We start from the raw sequence: 18,171 nt of genomic DNA on the forward strand, positions 1-18,171 counted from the left end.
TTGATTTACTGATTTTGTACACTTAAGAAAGTTAAGTAAAAGTCTAGCTCAAGCGCCTAGGGCTTTAAGGTCATAAGAAAATCCGTTGAGAAGGTTAAAAAACAATCTTCCCGCCGGCTCGTCTTATGCTTTGATACAGAAAGCTAACCCTTTCTGTACGTATATAGGAAGAATGGCCATTAGCATCGTTCCACTTGCTAATCGAAAATCTTCCTATATCGCCCCTGTTCAAGGCGCTTGAGTTTTTCGAGCGAAAGGTGATATCATTGCGAATTTCGATAATAGGGTTAGAGGATGAGAGATTTAACCGGCCGCTGCAGTTAATTGCCAATTTGTTTTTTGAAGAAACAAAAATTTTAATGGCAGATGCTGAAGATATTGATATACTAATAAAATTTAATTTGCAAGTCTCAGAAAATATATCTGTTTCCGCAGAATTAAAGAATGACAATGGAAAAGTATTTGCCTCTAATTTTCAAAAAGGGTTAATCCCAACCGAATCCGAAAAGGAAAGGTTTAAGCAAATTAAAAATGCCGTTGCCCATGTCTTTTTAACAGTGCTGCAGAACTGGACAGGCATTACCCAAAAATGGGGCATTTTAACTGGGATCAGACCGACCAAATTGCTTCACCGAAAAGTAAAGGAAGGGGTACCGTTACAGCAAGCACATCAACAATTAAAGGCTGATTATTTAATTACAGATGAGAAGATTGAACTGATGCAGCAAATCGTTGACCGCCAGCTTGCCGTTGTTCCTGACCTATACTCGCTGCAAAAAGAAGTCAGTATTTATATTGGGATTCCATTTTGTCCAACAAAATGTGCCTATTGTACATTTCCTGCCTATGCCATTAACGGAAGGCAAGGATCAGTTGATTCTTTCTTAGGCGGGCTTCATTATGAAATGAAAAAAATCGGTGCCTGGCTGAAGGAAAAGGGTGTCCGTATTACAACAGTCTACTATGGCGGAGGTACTCCAACGAGTATAACAGCGGAAGAGATGGATATGCTTTATGAGGAAATGTATTCTTCGTTTCCGAATGTTGAAAATATTCGTGAAATTACTGTTGAGGCAGGGCGTCCGGATACGATCACTCCAGAAAAATTAGACATCTTAAAGAAGTGGAATATCGACAGGATTAGTATTAATCCGCAATCTTATACACAAGAAACGTTAAAGGCAATCGGAAGACATCATACCGTTACCGAAACGATAGAAAAATACCATTTGGCACGCGAAATGGGCATGAATAATATTAATATGGACTTAATTATCGGCTTGCCGGGTGAGGGGATATCTGAATTTACCCATTCCTTAGCCGAAACGAAAAAGCTGATGCCTGAATCCTTGACCGTTCATACGTTGTCGTTCAAGCGGGCCTCTGAAATGACCAAGAATAAAGAGAAGTATAAGGTTGCTAAGCGTGATGAGGTCGAAAAGATGATGGAGCTTGCGCAGGACTGGACGAAAGATTACGGCTATGTGCCTTATTATTTGTACAGACAAAAGAACATTCTCGGCAATCTTGAGAATGTCGGCTACTCGCTCCCTAAACAAGAAAGCATTTATAATATTATGATAATGGAAGAGCAGCAGACGATTATCGGACTTGGTTGTGGGGCTGCGAGCAAATTTATTCATCCAATTACAGGAGAAATAACCCACTTCGCTAATCCAAAGGATCCGAAATCCTATAATGACGGCTTTGAAGCTTATACTGATGAAAAAATAAAAATATTAGAAGAGCTATTCTCTGAAAAAGGTTCTCCTGCTTAAAATGGGCAGGGGAATTTTATTGTTTTTTGTTCTTTATAAAGGAATTCTCCTTCTGAATGTCGAATGTTAAAATGGATTGATCTATACACTTCAATAGGTCAACTAAAACACGTTCATAATTGGAGGGGGATATTCGCAATGATGCAAACACCTTTAACGATGACTCAAATGATTGAAAGGGCAGAAAGGTATTTTCCAAAGAAACAAGTTATATCAAGAACCGCAAGTGGCATTCACAGATTTACCTACAAACAAATTGCCGAAAGAACGAGAAGGCTTGCCGATAGTCTAGTAAAATTAGGAGTTACAAAAGGTGAGAAGGTTGGAACATTAGCATGGAATCACCATCGGCACCTGGAAGCCTACTTTGCCATTCCATGTATGGGTGCCGTGCTTCATACCATTAACATCCGATTATCACCTCAGCATATATCCTACATTATCAATCACTCAGAAGATAAAGTTCTCCTCATAGACGCAGACATCCTGCCATTACTTGAAAGCTGCGCTGCAAAATTAAAAACTGTTAAGGCATTTATCGTTATGACCGATGAAAAAGAATTGCCGGAAACAACACTCTCTCCTGTTTATCATTATGAACACCTTTTAGCTGAAGCTAATCCCGAATTCAAATACCCAGAAGATCTTGATGAAAATGATCCTGCTGGTATGTGCTATACATCTGCAACGACTGGAAACCCAAAGGGAGTTGTCTATTCCCATCGAGGTATTTTTCTGCACAGTTTGGCTTTAGGGCTTGCCGACAATGCAGGCATTAGTGAAAAAGATATCGCTCTGACTGTTGTCCCAATGTTCCATGCAAATGCCTGGGGCATGCCATTTTCAGGAGTTTGGTTTGGTGCGACCCTCGTTCTTCCAGGGCCATATTTCACACCAAAATTATTGGCTGAGTTAATTGAACAAGAAAAAGTTACAATCACGAGCGGCGTTCCAACAATCTGGCTGGGATTACTAAAGGAACTTGATGAAGGTTCTTATGATCTAAGTAGTCTAAGAGGAATTTTATGCGGTGGTTCTGCAGCACCAAAAGGGATGATTAAAGCCTTTGAGCAAAAATATAATGTGCCATTTATGCATGCATATGGGATGACTGAAACAAGTCCGCTTGCGCTCTTTTCAAATCTAAAAAGCTACCAAGAAGAATTAGATTATGAGGAGAGACTAGAATTACGGGCAAAACAAGGAATTATAGTCCCTGGTTTAGAAATAAAAATCCTTGGCAAGGACGGCGAGGTCGCCTGGAACGGCAAAGAAATGGGTGAATTGTGCATTCGCGGCCCATGGATTGCCTCTGAATATTATAAAGATGAGCGGACAGAGGGGGCATTTAACGATGGCTGGCTCCACACCGGGGACGTCGTCACGATTGACGAGGAAGGTTTTGTGAAAATCGTTGATCGTACAAAGGATTTAATTAAGAGTGGTGGCGAGTGGATTTCATCGGTAGATTTAGAAAATGCCTTAATGGCACATGAGGCTGTATTTGAAGCAGCAGTTGTCGCGGTGCCACATGAAAGATGGCAGGAACGGCCACTTGCATGTGTCGTGTTAAAGGATGCTTATAAAGGGAAAACAGCAAAGGAAGAATTAATAGAATTTTTAAAACCACAGTTTGCTAAATGGTGGATTCCTGATGATATCCTTTTCCTTGAGGAAATTCCTAAGACATCAGTTGGCAAATTCCTAAAGATGGCCTTAAGAGATCAAGTACAAAAAGAACTATCGCGAAAAAGTTAACCAAAAGGGGTCAGGGGATTTTTCCACTACCTTTTGCTATGATTTTTTGAAGGAGAAAGGAAAATTCGATATATTAAGAAAATTTGTTTTTATTCCTGACCATTCCGTATATAATGGAAATGAATGAAGAAAAGGGGGGGATTTGCCGTGTCAACCAATTTTGTAACCGATAAGGTAAATTTGCGAGTAGATGGCCGTGTTGCAACACTGGAAATGAACAGACCTGAAACATTAAATGCAATGGATACTGATGTAATTAAGGGGCTTGTTTGTAAATTAAAAGAAATTAGCGATTCAGATGAAATTGATATTGTGGTGATAACAGGAAGAGGCAGAGCCTTTTCAGCAGGCGGCGACATTAAAACGATGCTTTCAAACATAAATGAGAGCGATTTCTTTCCGGTTATGGACTGCATAAGTGAATTGATCATTACTCTTTATAGCATGCCGAAACTAACCATTAGTGCTGTTTCAGGTGCAGCTGCAGGGTTGGGATTTAGTTTAGCATTGGCAACAGACTATATTATTGCTGACAAAACAAGCAAGCTTGCGATGAATTTTATTGGCATTGGTTTAATTCCTGACGGCGGTGCTCACTTCTTTTTAGAAAAAAGATTGGGTGAGACGAAAGCAAAGCAGGTCATTTGGGATGGGAAAATGCTCAGTGCGGATGAAGCGTTAAAGCTGGGACTTATTCAAGAGGTAGCAGATGGTGAACTTCAGCAGACTCTAGAGGCACGAATCGCTGATTGGTTAAGCCGTCCTGTTCAGGCGATGATTAAAACGAAAAAAATTATGGCTGAGAAGAACCGTCCGCAATTATTGAAAATCCTGGAATTAGAAAAATACGGGCAGCAAAAAATGCGTGAAACCATTGATCATCAAGAAGGGATCAAAGCCTTTATAGAAAAAAGGAAACCGAGATATATCGGAAAGTAAAAAAACAAAGAAGCTCAGTGAGCTTCTTTGTTTTTTTTCGTACATTAAGAATGAAAAAGCAGCAGCTTGCCGCTTGGTGAAGTGCATCGATGCGTCTTTTCTAATAAGTCTTTCTCTGATAATAGTTGTTCCCCTTGTTTCTTTGCTGCATCATCATTTTCAGCCTCAAAGGTTTCGTCTAAAAGCTTATCGCCATTTGCTTCAAATGCTGTTAATTTATAAGTTTTCATTACTAAAACCCCTTTATTAATTAATATACTTCTATTTTTGCATAATTCTTAAAATAGTGCAAAAAAAGAAAGTGAAACCATAATATGGTATATTCGTATTAAAGAAAGAAAGGGGGAAGTAAAATGGGTCTTAAACTTGAACATGTTACTAAACGTTTTGGACAATTTACGGCCGTGGACGATTTATCATTAACAATTCCTGAAAAAGAAATGTTTGGGTTTTTAGGAGCAAACGGTGCCGGAAAAACAACTACGTTTCGGATGATATTAGGCTTACTCGACAGTAGCGCTGGAAAAATAACGTGGGATAATCGGCCGATTGATTATTCAACCAGCCATTTGGTCGGCTATCTGCCAGAAGAAAGAGGCTTGTATCCGAAGCTGAAAGTTCGTGACCAAATCATCTATTTAGCGAGACTAAGAGGGATGCAAAAGAATGAGGCACTTATCGAACTAAAATCCTGGCTGGAGCGATTTAAAATTCCAGAGTATGAGAATAAAAGGGTGGAGGAGTTATCCAAGGGAAACCAACAGAAAATCCAATTCATTGCGGCTGTTGTACATAGACCAAAATTATTAATTCTGGATGAGCCATTTAGCGGACTTGATCCCGTAAATGTTGAAATGCTTAAGAATGCTGTCTTAACCCTTAAACAAAAAGGGGCAACCATCGTATTCTCAAGCCATCAAATGCATCATGTGGAGGAGATGTGTGAGCATCTCTGCATTATGCAAAAAGGAAAACCTGTAGTCCATGGTGCGTTAAAGGAGATTAAACGCGAGTTTGGCAAAAAGAATCTCATTATCCATGCTGAATTTCCTTTAGATTCATTGAAAAATTATCCGGGTGTTGTAAAAGCAACACCGACGATGGAAGGAATTCTATTACAGATTGAAGGAGAAAGGGTGGCAGAGAGTATACTTAAAGAGATTGTAGGCAAAGGATTCATTCGAAAATTTGCCCTCGAAGAGCCTTCTTTAAATGATATTTTTATCGAGAAAGTAGGTAATTCTTATGAATAGTTTTTGGATTATCTTATTTCATACTTATCTAAACAAACTAAAAAGTAAATCGTTTATCGTTACGACACTTCTGACGCTTGTTCTCGTATTAGCCCTGACAAATATCAATAATATCATAGATATTTTCGATAAAAATGGAGGAAAAGAGAATGTTGCAGTGTTGGATGAAAGCGGGGCACTTTATGAACCTTTTAAACAGCAATTAAAAACAATTAACAAAGATATTAATCTAAAGCTTTACAAGGGTAGTGAAAAAGAGGCGGAAAAAGCTGTAGAAAAAGGTGACGTTACAGGAGTTATTCAGTTGCGATTTAATACAGAAAAACTGCCGGAAGCGACCTATAAAGCAATGAGTATCGCAGATTCCTCACTTTTTACCGATCTTCAGACGGCATTGCAGCAAGTAAAAACGATGCTGGCAGCTTCACAGATTAATTTGGCTCCTGCTCAACTGCAAAAGCTTTATGAACCAGTTTCTTTTGAGAAATTTGCGCTCGAGAAAAACGCCAAAACAGAAGAGGAACTCAATCAGGCTCGGGGACTCGTATACGTTCTGCTGTTTATTATTTATTTCGCTGTCATCATGTACGCTAATATGATTGCGATGGAGGTAGCGACAGAAAAGTCCTCAAGGGTAATGGAAATATTAATTTCGAGTGTATCGCCAATCAAGCAAATGTTTGCAAAAATATTGGGGATTGGACTATTAAGTCTGACGCAATTAGCAGTATTTCTGATTATTGGATACTACTCGTTATCAAAAAACATGGAATCATTAAAAGATGGCTTTTTTGGTGTATACGGGTTTGGCGATATTCCAGTAATGACCATCGTATATGCCGTAATTTTCTTTATCCTCGGCTACTTCCTTTATGCCACTCTTGCTGCCTTTTTGGGCTCTCTTGTCAGTCGGATTGAAGATGTGCAGCAGATGATTACGCCGATGACGTTACTTGTGGTGGCAGGATTTATGATTGCTATGTTTGGGCTTGGTAAACCTGATGCACCATTCATTACAGCAACGTCTTATATTCCATTCTTTACACCAATGATTATGTTTTTACGTGTTGGAATGCTGACAATACCTGCATGGGAAGCAATCTTGGGAATCGTTATTCTTGTTGCAACCATCGCTGTATTAGCCATATTTGGTGCCCGTGTCTATCGAGGCGGCGTCTTAATGTATGGGAAGTCTAATTCCTATAAAGATATTAAAAAGGCACTGCAATTAACTAAAAACGAATAACGAATTAAGAGCTTTTATCATTTTTGATAAAAGCTCTTTAATTTTCTGAAATTCGAAAACAATCCAGCTCCAGCCCCCCGCGGCTAGTGTACTTCGCGCATCTCCCTACGATAAGTCAACATTGGATCGCTTGCGCTCTCCGTGTTGTCTAGCTACAGCGCCTAGGGGCTCGGGGTCATAAGCCAATCCGTCAAGAAGGCTAAAAAGCAGCCTTCTCGCCGGCTCGTCTTATGCCTGTCACCCCTGAGCACTAAGGAAAGCTCCTTAGAATAATCCTCCCAGGAACAAGCTGTGCTTGTTCCGAAGGCGCTTTCGCTTTTCGATTTTCCTTTATCTCAGTCGAAGCACTCCAGTCCATACGCCGCTAAACGTGCGCTTTCGCTTTATAAGTAGAACGTGCATTCGTTTTTTGGAAATGCTACAATGGAGAAAAGACGGTGAAAGGAATTTCTTATGAAAAAGATATCGTTTATTCATGCAGCTGATCTTCATTTAGACAGCCCTATGATTGGATTAAAGCATTTGCCGGCTAATATCTTTTCTAGGATGAAGGAGAGTACCTTTACATCCTTAAAAAAGCTAACAACCGCGGCTATCGAGCGGCAGGTTGATTTTGTCATCTTAGCGGGAGATTTATTCGATGGAGAGGATCGCAGCTTACGGGCACAATCACGCTTTCGGACGGAAATGTTGAAGCTTGAGGAAAAGAATATACCCGTTTATGTCGTTCATGGAAACCACGACCATTTAAATGGTTCATGGGTGCACCTTGACATGCCGGCGAATGTTCATTTGTTTCATAGTGAGGTGGAAACAAAGGCGCTGAAGACGAAGAGTGGTGAGTGCGTCCATCTTTATGGCTTTAGCTACCCAACAAGGCATGTGTTTGATCGGAAAATAGATGATTATAAGAAGGCAGAGGGGGCAGATTTTCACATCGGAATTCTACATGGCAATGAAAGTGCAGGAACTGAGCACGATAACTATGCTCCATTTTCAGTTAAGGATTTACAGGAAAAAGACTTTGATTATTGGGCCTTGGGACATATCCATAAACGGGCTGTTTTGTCTGAAAATCCCCCTATTGTCTATCCAGGTAATATCCAAGGAAGAAATAAGAAGGAATCAGGCAGTAAAGGGTTCTATCATGTTACATTGACAGAGCTTGATGTAAAAATGGACTTTATCGAGTCATCCGATTTGATCTGGGAGGAGACTGTGATTGATGCTGCCGCTGTAAGTTGTTTTCAAGATGTTCTTCGTTTATGCCAGACGGCAATCAATAGTGTTCGTAGAGTTCAACAGGGAACACTTTTAACTCTTTCTTTAAAAAATATTCAATTGGCCGATGACCGTGAAAAAAGAAGTTTACACAGCGAGCTTCTAGAGCTTCTATTTGAAGAAGAAAAGGATGAGGAGTCCTTTGTTTGGATAGTGGACTTAATCATTTCAGAAAGTTTCCATATTGATAAAGAACAATTGAAAACAGAAGCCAATTTTTATGCGGAGCTATTTGAAACATTTGCTCATTTTGAAAATGTTGATCTCGCTTTAGCTCCGTTGTATGAGCATCAATTAGGTAGAAAGTATTTATCTTATTTATCAACCTCTGAGCAAAATGAACTCCTTGAAAAAGCAGAGAAAATGCTAATTGAATTACTTTATCAACCATAAGAAAGGGGGGAGATTATTTGAAAATTATTGAGATACACATATACGGCTACGGACAATTAGAAAATGTCAAAATTACGAACCTTGGTGATTTTCAGGTTTTTTTTGGTGAAAATGAAGCTGGCAAATCTACGATTATGGCTTTTATTCATGGAATATTATTCGAATTTCCCACAAAACAACAAGCCGAGCTGCGCTACGAGCCAAAACATAGTACAAAATACGGCGGCAAAATTAGAATTTATCATGAAGAGCTAGGTTACGCTGTCGTTGAGCGGATTAAAGGAAAAGCTGCAGGCGATGTGAAGGTAATCTTAGATTCAGGAACGATTGGCGGTGAAGAGCTTTTAAAAGTACTGACAGCGAATTTTGATAAAGGCTTATTCCAAGCCATTTATTCGTTTAATTTGCATGGCTTGCAAAATATTCACCAAATGAAGGGTGAAGAAATTGGTAAATTCCTCTTCTCCGCCGGTGCATTAGGAACAGAACGGTTATCAAAAGCCGAAATTTTCCTGCAGAAAGAGTTAGATTCCCGCTTTAAGCCCTCGGGAAAGAAACCAATATTGAATGAAAAATTACAGGCACTTCATGAAATAAATGGAGAATTGAAAAAAGCGGCAGCAAAAAATAAGGAATATGAAAATTTGGTTGCAAAAAAAGAGATACTTCAGAAGGAAATGGCAGCAATAAATGACTCACTTCATGGAATTAGCGATAGGATCGAGAAATTGAATGAATGGAAGAGAATTGAGTCTATCGTTAGAGAAGAAATGTGGACAAAGAAGGAGATTAACGATCTGGGAGAAATCGAGTTCCCTGTGCGAGGGATTGAAAGAATTGAAAAATTAAATCAGCTAATTCACCCCCATAATGCAGAAATAATCAGTATTGCCGAGAGAATTGAAAATTTGAAAAAAGAATTAGCTGATATAGAGCCGGATCTTTTATTTCTTGAAAATGAGACCGCAATCTTAACATTGCTTGATCAAGTTCCAATTATGGAGCAATTAAGGCTTAAGAAACAGCAATGTGAAGCGAAACTAACAGAGTATGAAGATAAGCTTTCCATTACAAGAGAGAAGCTTCATTTACCATTAAATGAAGAAGAGATTTCTTCCATTAATACAAATATTTTTATGAGAAATCAAGTGGAGATAGTTTCCCGAAAAAGACAAAAACTTGTAGAAGTAAAGGAAGAGTTAGAGAATCGGTTACAAGAAGAAAAAATTACATTGGAAGAAATAGAAAAGGATGTCCGATTTGCTGAGAGCCAGATTCTTCCTAAACATGAACGGGTACTGATTAAGGAGCAAGTTGATGGAAATGATAAGAAAAGCCTGGAATGGGAATTAAAGACCTTACAGGATAAAATCGAATTCTATCAACAGACAATTGATCGAGAGCAAGCCGTACATGAACGTATGAAAAAGCAGAAAAGGGTTCAGTTTTTTCTTTTTGAGTTCATTTTATTAGGGCTGACATTGTATAGCTTGTTAACAAAGGAGTGGGTTTTCTTATTTTTGGGCGTGTTAGGATGTATGGCAATTGCTATTTTTATGGCAAAAAGCACAAAACCCTTTAAAGAAGGAGAAATGAAGGAAACACTTAATGGTTTAAGAGAAAAAGAAAAACAGTTTAAGGAAAATCTCCAATCCTTAGTATATTTGGATATCACAAAGCTCGAGAACCAATTAATGCTGGATAATCAAAGGCGAGAAGAGCTGCAGATGTTAAAAACGAAGTTGAAACAGCAGCAATCTCAATTTGAAAAGATACTGGCTAAAATTGAAGAATGGGAAGTAGAGTCAGCTCAAAATAAAGAAAAGCTGTTATCTATAAGCAGTGAATTAAAGATACCTGAATATATTGCTGCATCTTTTTTACAAGAAGCTTTTGAATTTATTGAGCAATATAAGTCCATTTGCAGAGATAAAAGCCAACTGCATATTAGACTAGAGCAAATTAATCAGGAGCAGGCGAAAATAGTAGAAGGCTTAAAATTTTATGAGAATCGTTTTTTGCAAGAAAAAGGCTTAGATTTACATAATTCAGCCTATCTACTACGGAACAAGCTTAAGGAAGAGCATGAAAAGCAAATTAAGAGTCAAGAGAGACTGGGTAAGCTTGACGAGCTAAAAGCTGATTTGAAGCAAAAATCTCAAGAACTGGAGCTTTTACAAGCTGAACACAACAGGCTCTTACAGGCTGCAAAGGTAGAAACAGAGCAGCAATTCTATAAACTTGGAGAACAAGCTGAAAAATATAGCAAGCTTTTTGAAAGACTAGATCATCTAAAGAGCCAACTTCAATACTCAATCCTTCCTAAACAGGTTAGGGAAAACTATTTACTTATTCATAACAGTGATGAAGTAATCGCGGAATGTAATCTTGAAGCCCAACATTTGCAAGCAAATTTGAAAAAGCTTCAAGAGGAACATGCTTCAATAAAGTACGAGATTCAAATACTTGAAGAAGGCGGTGTGTATTCAGACATTCTTCACCACTACAAGCAGAAAAAATTTGAACTGGAAGTTACAGCGAAAGAGTGGTCTGTCTATTGTTTAGCTCAAGAAATTTTGTCGCAAACGATAGATAAATATAAAACCGTTCATTTACCAAGGATGCTCTCCAAAGCTGAAGAGTACATGTCTTTTCTCACAAATGGCAGCTACCAAAAGATTCACCTGCAGAATTCAGGTTCTGGTTTTCTTGTTGAGAGAGAGGATCATACTTTATTTGAAGCAAATGAGCTAAGCCAAGGAACCATGGAACAGTTATATGTATCTATTCGACTTGCTTTGGCAACAACACTTTATGAAAAATACCAGTTTCCCATTATCATTGATGATAGCTTTGTTAATTTCGACGCAAATAGAACACACAAAGTGATTGAACTTCTTAAAACGCTTAAAAGGAATCAAATATTATTTTTTACTTGTCATTCACACTTACTTCAGCATTTCCGGAGGGAAGATATTCTTTTATTAGAAAAAGGTGCTGCATTAGATTATTTAATAGAGAAATAGTTGTATATGTTATACTCATTCTATGGGAAGGAGCGTGGATAGGTTGGAAAAGGGAATATTACATTATGACGTTGGAGAACAGGCTGAATTATTTCTCTTAATAAAAAGTTCGACAAAAGGGATTGCGAGTAATGGGAAGCCTTTTTTGACATTAATTCTGCAAGATCAAAGTGGAGAAATTGAGGCAAAACTTTGGGATGCAGGTGAGGAAGATGAAAAAAATTACGCAGCTCAAAGTATTGTAAAAATTCTTGGAGAAGTACAAAATTATCGCGGCAAAAGTCAGCTTAAAATTCGCCAAATCCGAAGAACAGGCCCTTCTGATGGGGTGAAGCTGGATGATTTTCTTGAGACTGCCCCACTTAGTCAGGAAGAAATGGTCAGTAAGCTGACACAGTATATTTTTGAAATGAAAAATCCTAATATCCAAAGGATAACCCGTCATTTAATAAAGAAACATCAAAAGTCCTTTTTGGAATATCCTGCTGCCACTAAAAATCATCATGAGTTTGTTTCAGGACTTGCATATCACGTTGTTAGCATGCTTGACTTGGCCAAGGCAATTGCTTCGCTATATCCTAGTCTTGATAAGGATCTCCTGTATGCTGGAGTCATTTTACATGATATGGGGAAGGTAATGGAATTATCGGGTCCGGTTTCGACGGTCTATACCATTGAGGGAAATTTGTTAGGTCATATCACTATTATGATTAACGAAATTGGCAAAGCAGCTGAAGAACTTGGGATTTCCGGGGAAGAAGTGTTAATTTTACAACATCTTGTCCTAAGTCATCATGGAAAAGCTGAATGGGGCAGTCCAAAACCACCATTGATTAAGGAAGCAGAAATTCTCCACTATATAGATAATCTTGATGCAAAAATGAACATGCTTGACCGTGCATTAGAAAGAGTGAAGCCTGGTGAATTTTCAGAACGAATTTATGCCTTGGATAACCGGTCATTTTATAAGCCAGTGTTTCACAATTAATGAATAACCCTCATGTTGGGTTATTTTTTTTTAAAAGAATAGAATATTTTTCAAAAAGTCGAATAAGTTGTAATACAAAAGTGGACAACCACTAAAGAAGGGAGCAAGAGAATTGACTATTCCTATTTGGATTTATGCAGTTGTGGTTGGAATTGTGATCAGTGCACTCATGGCAATAAAAACGGGCAGAGAAGAGCGGTTGGTAGAATTGGAAGACATCGAGCGCGAAGGAGAGATTTATATTAAACGTCTGGAGCGTGAAAAAGAGTTACGCGAAGAACTTAGGTCTACAGGGGAATAAGAAAAGCGGAAGTGACATTATGTGCGCTTCCGCTTTTTCATATAATCTTAGAATTAATAGCAATGCACTTTGCCGATTGTCCAGTAAAATCACCCAGCGGCAAGTGTAAAAGCTATTAAAGATGTGCTTAAGCTATTTTTATTTCTTCTCTGAAGATTTTTCCGCCGCAAGTGCGTCTTTTAAGTCTTTATCGGTTACTTTTACGTCTGCTGCTTTTAGTTCACGCTGCATTGCTTTGTTGATGACATCACTAGTTAATTTAGATTGTTTTACTTGATACTCAATATCTTTCTTCATTTCTTCATATGGCTTTTTCTCTTTTTTCTCTGTTACTTGGATAATATGGTACCCAAATTGAGTTTTTACTGGTGCACTAATTTCATTAGCTTTAAGTGCAAAAGCTGCTTTTATAAAGTCAGGATCATATTGCGCTTTATTCGTATTGTTGATTGTACCTAAATCGCCGCCATTTTGAGCGGAAGCTGTATCTGTTGAGTATTCTTTCGCAACATCTTCAAATTTTGCTCCGTCATCAAGCTTTTTCTTTACCTCATTTGCGGTTGCTTCATCAGCAACAAGTATATGACGTGCTTTAATATCCGGTTGATAGTCATCATAATATTCCTTTAATTCTTTTTCCGTTACTTTTACGTCTTTCATTGCTGCTTTTTCCTGCATCATACCAAGTTCCATTGTTTTCTTGAAATCTGCTTCGCTTTTATACCCATATTGTGCAATAGTTGCTTCAAAATTTGCACCAAGTTGTGATTTTAATTGATCGACTTTTTCATTTAATTCTTTATCTGATATTTTGTATTTCTTTGAAAGAACTTTTTCATACATAAGCTGTTGAAGGGCTTGGTCACCAACCTTGTCCTTCATTGAGTTATAAAGTTCTTCTTGTGTAACATTTCCTGCCTTACTTTCTGCCACTGTATTAGATCCACTTTGATTACAAGCGCCTAATGTAAGAACCCCACCAGTTAATGTGAGGGCTAATATCCATTTTTTCATGCTGAATCTCTCCTAAACAGTAAATTCTTATGGGCTTTATGTCCACATCCTTTACTATAACATAAATGGGAACTACTGCAAAAATAAAAGGTATAAGTATTTATTGAAAATTACTTAAAGGCAGTATAGGACTTTTCCATAAAAAATATGGTAAGTGCCTAAACGAAATGAAGACTAGATGAATAGTATATGTTAGCAAATGAAAAAGGAGGTATTTATTTAGTGGTGGAGGTTATGGAGTTGGCTTTGCATTAATCGAAGTCCTTTTCATCTTATTAATAATTGTAGGGGCCGCTTGGGTTTATTAAAAAGGCAAATTACTTTCATGAGAGGAGGTAAAGATTTATGTCTGGTGGAGTAGGTTACGGTGGTGGATTTGCGTTAGTCGTAGTCCTTTTCATCCTATTAGTAATCATAGGAGCTTCTTGGATCTATTAAAAAAATATTGACAAACTAAAAGCGATGAGACCTTCCTCATCGCTTCGATTTTTTATTAGTTGTTTTAAAATGACAAATCCAAACCATTCACTTTTTTCATTGTTGGATTATGTATATAAAATTTCCACGTAAGATGATATCAGTAATATCGTAATAAGAACATTTATCGTGCGGAATACCTTATGCTGGTTTTCCTCTGGGATTTCTTTTTGGATACAAAGAGAATAGGTCATTTTATTTACATAAAACAAGATAAAAATAGCGAAGACAATAAAAACGGAGATCATCAATGATTCCCTCCCTGTTGTTCATGTTATGTTTAATACAATACCAAAAATAACAAAAAAAAGATAGTCAAAAAGAATGGAAGAATGGTAGACTTTTTTCGAACGTAAATAAATCCAGTATAAGCTGTTAAAGTATTATTTTTTTACTAATATAAAAAGGTTTACCCTTCTCCTTTTATGGTGAATAATGAATATAGGGTAATGAAAGGTTCGAAAAGAGGGCTATTGTTATGAATGAACATGAATTGCTGTTGAAAAGAATAAATTTACTTGAATATCACCAGAAGCTGTTAGTGAAGCTGCTTAACAACCCAAATCTTGAATTTTATAAGCTTATCATCGAATATGGGTTAACCGAGCAAGAAATAGACAAGTTCTATTATTTATGTAATGAATTGAGCAAGAAATTAGACGAACAAAAAGCGGAAGGGTATGTTTACTTTCATCCGCTTTTTGCTAAATTTTCAGCTTCTTTACCAGCAAAAATGAAGATAGACGATGTGATAAAGGCATGCTTACTTCAGAAATTGTACGAGCCTCTTTTTCAGGAGTTCGAAAAATACTTAAAATAGAGTTTTTATGCTAACTCTTGTTCCGTCTTTTTCGCCTTTTTCAGTGTCCCATTTTCTTCAACAAATTCACTTTCAATGTTATGAAAAGAACGTTCAAAAATCTCCATAAAATCTTCACCGTAAATATTGCGAACAATCGCCATCATTTCAATAATTTCCGGAAACTTACCATACAATTCCCGCAGTGGCAATGCTCCAGAAAAAGCGGCATTTCCGTTGGGCTCATAAGTTTCCATTGATTGAAGTAAAATCTCTTCCCCTTTGTCGGTGAGTTGAATGTAGGTATTCCGTTTGTCATTTTCTTTTTTTGAAAATTTTAACAAACCTCGTTCTTCTAATTTTTTTGAAAAATTAAAAGCTGTTGAGACATGCATTACCCCGAATTTGGCTACATCCGAGATGGAGGCGCCATTCAAATGGTAGGCAATCCAAAGAATATGATGTTCATTAATATTTAAATCATAAGGCTTAATCCATTGCTGCCAGTCTTTTTCGATTGACTTCCATAATGCTTTACTTAATTGCGTAATTCTCTGACTAAAAATCATCGCTTCTTTCATCGAATATTGTTTCTCGGTCATCCCCATTTTCACCTACTTTTATATTTCTCTATTATCATTATGCCAATAAAGTAAAAATTAATAAAGATATTAATTCACAAAATTTTTAGAAATTACGATAATTTTATATTGAAATTTGAAATTATGATAAAAAATTCCTACTCCTCCCTAACATTTTGATAAAGAACTAACAAATTTATTTTATTTGATATATTCTGAAAATTCCCTCTCTAACTTTTGGACTGTTTCTTTCATTTCAATAAGTTCTTTTTGAATTGCTTGTTGTTGAAGGCATATCTCTTTCTCCCATTGGGTGAGAGAGATTTTAACTTCAGACAGAAACGTTAAAATATTCATTTTTCCTTCTTTTGTTGCAACGGTGGCAGAATCTTTTATTTGTATTAGGTTTGTTTTAAGTTCACGTAATTGCTTAAGCACTAGTTGTTGCTTATTTTTTAATTGAGCTCTGGTAACATCTCCTGAATTTGGAGCTGTTAGCATCGTACTAATACCTGCAGCAAGACCACCAGCTATAAATCCATAAAAAAAATGTTTTAATTTCATTTTACTTGCTACCTCCAAATATTGACAACTATTTGAAAATAAATTTTTTTCGAATAATAATCCTATCATCCCTCTGCTTTAAATAGACCTTGTTCATAGGAATGGACGGTATAACATATAAATAGTTACAACCATTGTTCTAATTTACGATATTTAGTAGGGGGACAAAAAGATGAAGAGTGTAACAGTGACGTTATTTATCTTAAGTGCTTTTCTTTTTTTGGGAGCATGTAAATATTTATTTGATTTAAAAAGACTCGGTGTTTATCCGCCAAAACAAGTACTAAAGAAAAGAGCGACTGCATTAGCCGGGGCGGGAGGAATTGCTTTGATAGTTGCTATTATGCTTTCAAGCTTTGTATAGTAGACTTTGTAGTATGTAATTTAAGAAAAGAACCCCTTGGGGTTCTTTTCTTAAAAAGGATCCCGTGCATTACTTTTGAATGACGGAAGCTGATGACAAATTAGTTCTTTTGACAATTGATTGAGCCACTGGATACAAAATAACCATTACTACGGTATTGAGGACAACAGCTGGTAAAACACCTGCCGCAAAAATTGCTGCGAATGGGCCTGGTAAACCTACTAACAAGTAGGCTGATCCTAAAAAGATCGTGCCTGAAACCAATGTTCCGACACCAGTTAAAACTCCAACGCTAATAATCGAGTTTCGGTATCTTTTTAAGGCTAAAAATAAACCGAAAAAGATTAGTGCGGTGACAGGCTTATCGATGATATTCGGAATTGTCCCACCAGGGAAACTAGTGGTTATGCCGGATAATACTCCGGTAACAATCGCTAACAGCATGACACTTTTTATTTCTGGAATAAGAATAATTCCTAAAAACATCATCGCCAACATCATGTCTGGTTTAATGGTAAGGAACGCTGGCATTACCGTGTGTAAAACTACCCCAATTCCCGCTAAAAGTGCTAAAACTACAAGGTTCTTTGTATTCATTTCTCATCTCTCCTCTGCTATCCTAAGCTATTTGTTCCTCCTGCAGTGCACTGATTGCCTTCAGCGAAAAACATACTTAATTATACCATAATACTATAAAATTAATAAAGATATAATTTTCAGAAAATTAACCCTCAACTATTCTTAGTGCAAACTTATAATTGTTTATTAATATTCGCTGCCATTTCTTGTAATATTTGTGGTGTATAATCGCTTTGGTTGCTTTTCCAAACTACTCCCAATCCATCCCCTTTTCCATAGCGGGGAATCAGATGAATATGGAAATGAAAAACAGTCTGGCCTGCCAGTTCGCCATTATTATTGATAATATTTAAACCAGCCGGATTAAATTCTTTTTTGATCGCATTGGCAATGGAGGGGACAACCTCAAAAATATTTTTTGCTATTTCAGGAGTCAGTTCAAATAAGTTCTCCTTATGTACCTTTGGAATGACGAGAGTATGACCTTTTGTCACTTGACTAATATCTAAAAACGCTAATACATGCTCATTTTCAAACACTTTTGCTGCTGGAATTTCGCCATTTACTATTTTACAAAAAATACAATCACTCATTTGATGCACAACCCCTCTAAAAAAATGTTTGTATTATTTTACCACACAAAACTAATATGGTACTACCATTTATTTAGAAAGACAATTAATTCAAAGCCCCGCCCAAACACATAAAGGAGGTTTAAGCAGAGCTTTAGTTTCACCAATTTTCAATAGAAGTAATTTCTTATTGTCTCTCAGTTTGGGAAAAATGATACATTTTTACGACGCTCTTCTCCTTTTCCACGCAAGAAAAAG

Annotated in this window: 19 protein-coding genes and 1 pseudogene; 13 read left to right on the forward strand and 7 right to left on the reverse strand. The window is 37.1% G+C overall.

The window, feature by feature from the left end; translation table 11 throughout:
* The first annotated feature begins 266 nt into the window (after positions 1 to 266).
* From QNH20_RS07080 to QNH20_RS07090, 3 genes are all read left to right on the forward strand, one after another.
* On the forward strand, positions 267 to 1,778 hold the full coding sequence (locus tag QNH20_RS07080) for a coproporphyrinogen III oxidase (protein ID WP_283922189.1): 1,512 nt from the start codon (positions 267 to 269) through the stop codon (positions 1,776 to 1,778).
* 138 nt (positions 1,779 to 1,916) lie between these two features.
* Positions 1,917 to 3,536, forward strand: coding sequence for a long-chain fatty acid--CoA ligase (locus QNH20_RS07085; RefSeq protein WP_283922190.1), 1,620 nt, complete (start codon positions 1,917 to 1,919; stop codon positions 3,534 to 3,536).
* Between the two features lie 147 nt (positions 3,537 to 3,683).
* A complete protein-coding gene (locus tag QNH20_RS07090; RefSeq protein ID WP_283922191.1) occupies positions 3,684 to 4,475 on the forward strand; it encodes an enoyl-CoA hydratase in 792 nt (263 codons plus the stop codon).
* A 44-nt stretch (positions 4,476 to 4,519) separates the two neighbouring features.
* On the opposite strand, the gene QNH20_RS07095 is transcribed toward QNH20_RS07090, so the two are convergent.
* Entirely contained in the window at positions 4,520 to 4,705 is a 186-nt protein-coding gene (locus tag QNH20_RS07095; protein WP_283922192.1) for a YhzD family protein, read from the reverse strand.
* A 123-nt stretch (positions 4,706 to 4,828) separates the two neighbouring features.
* On the opposite strand from QNH20_RS07095, the gene QNH20_RS07100 reads away from it, so the two are divergent.
* The 6 genes from QNH20_RS07100 to QNH20_RS07125 all read left to right on the forward strand — a co-directional run bounded on the left by QNH20_RS07100 (position 4,829) and on the right by QNH20_RS07125 (position 12,963).
* On the forward strand, positions 4,829 to 5,728 hold the full coding sequence (locus tag QNH20_RS07100) for an ABC transporter ATP-binding protein (protein WP_283922193.1): 900 nt from the start codon (positions 4,829 to 4,831) through the stop codon (positions 5,726 to 5,728).
* A complete protein-coding gene (locus QNH20_RS07105; protein ID WP_283922194.1) occupies positions 5,721 to 6,974 on the forward strand; it encodes an ABC transporter permease in 1,254 nt (417 codons plus the stop codon). The genes QNH20_RS07100 and QNH20_RS07105 overlap by 8 nt, the downstream gene beginning before the upstream one ends.
* 453 nt (positions 6,975 to 7,427) lie before the next feature.
* Positions 7,428 to 8,648, forward strand: a complete 1,221-nt coding sequence (locus QNH20_RS07110; RefSeq protein ID WP_283922195.1) for a metallophosphoesterase family protein — start codon at positions 7,428 to 7,430, stop codon at positions 8,646 to 8,648.
* A 17-nt stretch (positions 8,649 to 8,665) separates the two neighbouring features.
* Positions 8,666 to 11,674 carry an ATP-binding protein gene (locus tag QNH20_RS07115; protein WP_283922196.1) on the forward strand — a complete coding sequence of 1,003 codons (3,009 nt, stop codon included), beginning with the start codon at positions 8,666 to 8,668 and terminating at the stop codon, positions 11,672 to 11,674.
* Between the two features lie 43 nt (positions 11,675 to 11,717).
* Complete coding sequence (yhaM, locus tag QNH20_RS07120; protein WP_283922197.1) at positions 11,718 to 12,662, forward strand: 3'-5' exoribonuclease YhaM; 945 nt, start codon at positions 11,718 to 11,720, stop codon at positions 12,660 to 12,662.
* Positions 12,663 to 12,774: 112 nt separating this feature from the next.
* On the forward strand, positions 12,775 to 12,963 hold the full coding sequence (locus QNH20_RS07125) for a sporulation YhaL family protein (RefSeq protein WP_283922198.1): 189 nt from the start codon (positions 12,775 to 12,777) through the stop codon (positions 12,961 to 12,963).
* Positions 12,964 to 13,101: 138 nt separating this feature from the next.
* Here QNH20_RS07125 and QNH20_RS07130 read toward each other — a convergent pair whose 3' ends face one another.
* A complete protein-coding gene (locus QNH20_RS07130; RefSeq protein ID WP_283922199.1) occupies positions 13,102 to 13,977 on the reverse strand; it encodes a peptidylprolyl isomerase in 876 nt (291 codons plus the stop codon).
* A 224-nt stretch (positions 13,978 to 14,201) separates the two neighbouring features.
* Here QNH20_RS07130 and QNH20_RS07135 point away from each other — a divergent pair.
* Both QNH20_RS07135 and QNH20_RS07140 read left to right on the forward strand, forming a co-directional pair.
* Positions 14,202 to 14,285 (forward strand): annotated as a pseudogene (locus tag QNH20_RS07135) (YjcZ family sporulation protein); the annotation flags it as partial.
* 37 nt (positions 14,286 to 14,322) lie between these two features.
* Positions 14,323 to 14,415, forward strand: coding sequence for a YjcZ family sporulation protein (locus tag QNH20_RS07140; protein WP_283922200.1), 93 nt, complete (start codon positions 14,323 to 14,325; stop codon positions 14,413 to 14,415).
* Positions 14,416 to 14,522: 107 nt separating this feature from the next.
* On the opposite strand, the gene QNH20_RS07145 is transcribed toward QNH20_RS07140, so the two are convergent.
* Entirely contained in the window at positions 14,523 to 14,702 is a 180-nt protein-coding gene (locus QNH20_RS07145; protein ID WP_283922201.1) for a hypothetical protein, read from the reverse strand.
* Positions 14,703 to 14,932: 230 nt separating this feature from the next.
* On the opposite strand from QNH20_RS07145, the gene QNH20_RS07150 reads away from it, so the two are divergent.
* Complete coding sequence (locus QNH20_RS07150; RefSeq protein WP_283922202.1) at positions 14,933 to 15,274, forward strand: DUF1878 family protein; 342 nt, start codon at positions 14,933 to 14,935, stop codon at positions 15,272 to 15,274.
* Between the two features lie 5 nt (positions 15,275 to 15,279).
* Here the strand turns inward: QNH20_RS07150 and QNH20_RS07155 are convergent, their stop codons facing one another.
* Positions 15,280 to 15,855: an HTH-type transcriptional regulator Hpr gene (locus QNH20_RS07155; protein ID WP_283922203.1), complete on the reverse strand. Its 576-nt coding sequence runs from the start codon at positions 15,853 to 15,855 to the stop codon at positions 15,280 to 15,282.
* Between the two features lie 180 nt (positions 15,856 to 16,035).
* Positions 16,036 to 16,398 (reverse strand): YtxH domain-containing protein, encoded by a 363-nt coding sequence (locus tag QNH20_RS07160; RefSeq protein ID WP_283922204.1) that lies wholly within the window; start codon positions 16,396 to 16,398, stop codon positions 16,036 to 16,038.
* A 172-nt stretch (positions 16,399 to 16,570) separates the two neighbouring features.
* Here QNH20_RS07160 and yhzF point away from each other — a divergent pair, with 172 nt between their 5' ends.
* A complete protein-coding gene (yhzF, locus tag QNH20_RS07165) occupies positions 16,571 to 16,762 on the forward strand; it encodes a membrane protein YhzF (protein WP_283922205.1) in 192 nt (63 codons plus the stop codon).
* A 69-nt stretch (positions 16,763 to 16,831) separates the two neighbouring features.
* Here yhzF and QNH20_RS07170 read toward each other — a convergent pair whose 3' ends face one another.
* Complete coding sequence (locus tag QNH20_RS07170; protein WP_283922206.1) at positions 16,832 to 17,359, reverse strand: tryptophan transporter; 528 nt, start codon at positions 17,357 to 17,359, stop codon at positions 16,832 to 16,834.
* Positions 17,360 to 17,514: 155 nt separating this feature from the next.
* Positions 17,515 to 17,934, reverse strand: a complete 420-nt coding sequence (locus QNH20_RS07175; protein ID WP_283922207.1) for an HIT family protein — start codon at positions 17,932 to 17,934, stop codon at positions 17,515 to 17,517.
* Positions 17,935 to 18,171 lie beyond the last annotated feature (237 nt).

Source organism: Neobacillus sp. WH10 (assembly GCF_030123405.1).
GTDB lineage: Bacteria > Bacillota > Bacilli > Bacillales > Cytobacillaceae > Neobacillus.